2 protein-coding genes are annotated in these 2,724 nt (G+C 74.5%); both read right to left on the bottom strand.

The genetic code is table 11. From position 1 onward, the window contains the following. Nucleotides 1-268: 268 nt before the first annotated feature. On the bottom strand, nucleotides 269-2,035 hold the full coding sequence (locus VJR25_RS13955) for an ATP-dependent helicase (protein WP_324116033.1): 1,767 nt from the start codon (nucleotides 2,033-2,035) through the stop codon (nucleotides 269-271). Further along, the coding region (gene nudC, locus VJR25_RS13950) for an NAD(+) diphosphatase (RefSeq protein WP_324116032.1) at nucleotides 2,032-2,724 on the bottom strand (693 nt) is incomplete at its 5' end. The genes nudC and VJR25_RS13955, both read right to left, overlap by 4 nt.

Below are 2,724 nucleotides of genomic sequence, written 5' to 3'. Positions count from 1 at the left end.
CTCTCGCATCACGTCGTCGACCCGACGACGGCCGTGCAGCTGCTTCGCGACGACGCACCGCATCTGCCGGTCGTCTTCACGGGCGGCGGCGCGGAGGTGGGGCCGCTCGTGCGGCCGGGGCGGACGGCGTGCGCGGTGTGCGAGCAGACGCACGCGTACGGCGCCGATCCGCAGTGGCCGGCCCTGGCATCGCAGCTCGCCCGGCGGACGGCTGCGCCGACACCGCGTGCGCTGCTCGCCGAGGCCGTGCTGGCATGCGTCCGGATGCTCAGCGCGACGGAGCCGACGGACGGGTACCGCGTGATCCTGCGGGCCGGCGGGCACCCGCCGTCGACCGTCGCATGTTCACCTCATCCACGCTGCCTGTGCCGATCTCTCGGAGGAACCGCGACGGCAGCCGCTCCTGCCGGCCCCCTCCGCGCGCCCACGACATGGAGAGCGTCCGGGCGGCGCGCGTGATGCCCACATACGCGAGGCGGCGCTCCTCGTCGACCTGTTCGAACGTGGTCGCGTAGGAGATCGGCAGCAGCCCCTCCGCCATGCCCACCAGATGCACGTGGTCCCACTCCAGGCCCTTCGCGGCGTGCAGCGTGGCCAGCGTCACGGTGCGCACGGTGGGCTCGTGCTGGTCCTTCGCGCGGCGCTGCAGCTCGTCGCCGAACGCCTTCAGCGTCGTGTCGGCCGGGGCCTCCTCCGCCAGCCGGAGGAGCGCCGCCCGGGCCTCCCACGCTTCGCGCAGCGCCGCGCCGGCCGGCGGCGGATCGTCCGTGAGGCCGAGTCCGCGCAGCACGGCGCGCACGTCGGCGACGAGGGATCCCGTCGTCGGGGCCACGGCCGCCGCACGGATGGCCATCACGGCCTGCCGCACCTCCGGCACGTCGAAGAAGCGCCGGCCACCGAGCACCGTCGTGGCGACGTGGGCCCGACTCAGCGCGTCCACGAGGGCGAGGGACTGCGCATGCGTGCGGTACAGCACCGCGACCTGGCGGGGATCGGCGCCCGCGGCGAGCTGACGCGCCACGGCATCCGCGACGCCCCGGGCTTCGAACTCGTCGTCGAGGTAGGCGGTCACCGTGGGCCGCTCGGCCGCGGCATCCGGGGCGGGGGCCGTCGCGGCCACGAGACGCAGCGCGCCGGGGCGTCCGCGCATCAGCCCGTTCGCAACCGCGAGCACGGGAGGCGAGGACCGGTAGCTGCGCTCGAGTCGCACGACGCGGGCGTCCGGATGGCGACGTTCGAAATCCAGCAGGAAGGAGGCATCCGCCCCCGTGAACGAGTAGATGGTCTGGCTCGCGTCGCCGACGACGCACAGATCCCGACGGTCGCCGAGCCACAGGTCGAGCAGCCGGTGCTGCAGCGGCGAGACGTCCTGGAACTCGTCGACGGTGAAATGCCGGTATTGCTCGCGCACCGCAGCCGCGACGCGCGGCTCGGCCTCGAGCATCCCCGCACACGCGAGCAGCACGTCCTCGAAGTCGAGCTGGCGTCGCTCGTCCTTCAGCTGCTCGTACGCGCGCTGCAGCGCCACCACCCGATCGACGGGGAGCCCGCCGACGCCTTCCGGCCGCGCGCGGGCGTAGGCGTCCAGCGACCGGAGCGTCACCTTGCGCCACTCGATCTCGGCCGCCACGTCACGCAGGGTCGGCCGATCGAGCTCGAGGCGCACCGACTCCGCGGCGTGGGCCAGGAGCCTCACCTTGTTGTCGACGATCCCCGGCGCGGCGTCCTTCGCCACGGTCGGCCAGAAGAAGTTCAGCTGCGACAGCGCCGCCGCATGGAACGTGCGTGCCGCGACGCCCGGCACGCCCAGGCGGTGCAGCCGCCCCCGCATCTCCCCCGCGGCCTTGCTCGTGAACGTCACGGCCATCACCCGCGTGGGCGTGTACGCGCCGGTCTCCACGCCGTGCGCGATGCGATGGGTGATCACGCGCGTCTTGCCCGTGCCCGCGCCCGCGAGCACGCAGACCGGCCCGCGCAGGGCGGATGCCGCCTCCCGCTGGCTCTCATCCAGTCCGTCCAGGGCCGACCCGCTCATCGGCGCCCGCACCAGTCGGCGATCAGGCGATACGCGATCGACGCGGGGCCGGGCAGCTGCAGGGCGGCGGGGTCCGTGACCGATCCCGGGGCATCCCACGTGGCACCGTGCTCCAGGGCCGCGGCGATCTCGCTCCGGGTGAACCAGCGCAGCTCGACGATCTCCTCCCCGTCCGCGCGGGCGATCGCGCCCGGCTCGGCCTGCGCCTCGAAGCCGAGCATGAGCGAGCGGGGGTACGGCCACGCCTGCGACCAGCGATACCGCTGCGCGGCGATCCGGATGCCGGCCTCCTCGCCGAGCTCGCGGCGGACGGCATCCTCCAGCGACTCCCCCGCTTCGACGAAGCCCGCGAAGCAGGAGAACCGCGGCGGACCCCACAGCGCGTTGGCGCCGAGCAGCAGCAGGTCGGGGTCGTCGGAGCTCGTGACCGTCATGATGACGGCCGGATCGGTGCGCGGGAAGTGCTCGCGGTCGCAGACCGCGCACTTGCGGGCCCAGCCCGCCTGGACCACCTCGGTGCGCGCCCCGCAGCGCGGGCAGAACGGCGCGTCGACGAGCCAGCCGCCGAGGGACACCGCCGCGACGAGCAGCTCCGCGTCGTCGCGGTCGAGGGCTGCGCCGTGCGAGCGGACGGCAGCCCACTCGCGGCCCGGCGCGAGTTCCGCGCGATCCGCCTCGCCCGGGAAGAC

The sequence above is a fragment of the Microbacterium sp. genome, assembly GCF_035277845.1.
Lineage (GTDB): Bacteria > Actinomycetota > Actinomycetes > Actinomycetales > Microbacteriaceae > Microbacterium.
Note: the sequence above shows the minus strand (reverse complement) of the source record. Positions and strands in the feature narration are given on the sequence as shown.

Coding starts and splice junctions, on each gene's coding strand:
- VJR25_RS13955 (WP_324116033.1), bottom strand. CDS start 2,035: ATGAGCGGGTCGGCCCTGGACGGACTGGATGAGAGCCAGCGGGAGGCG.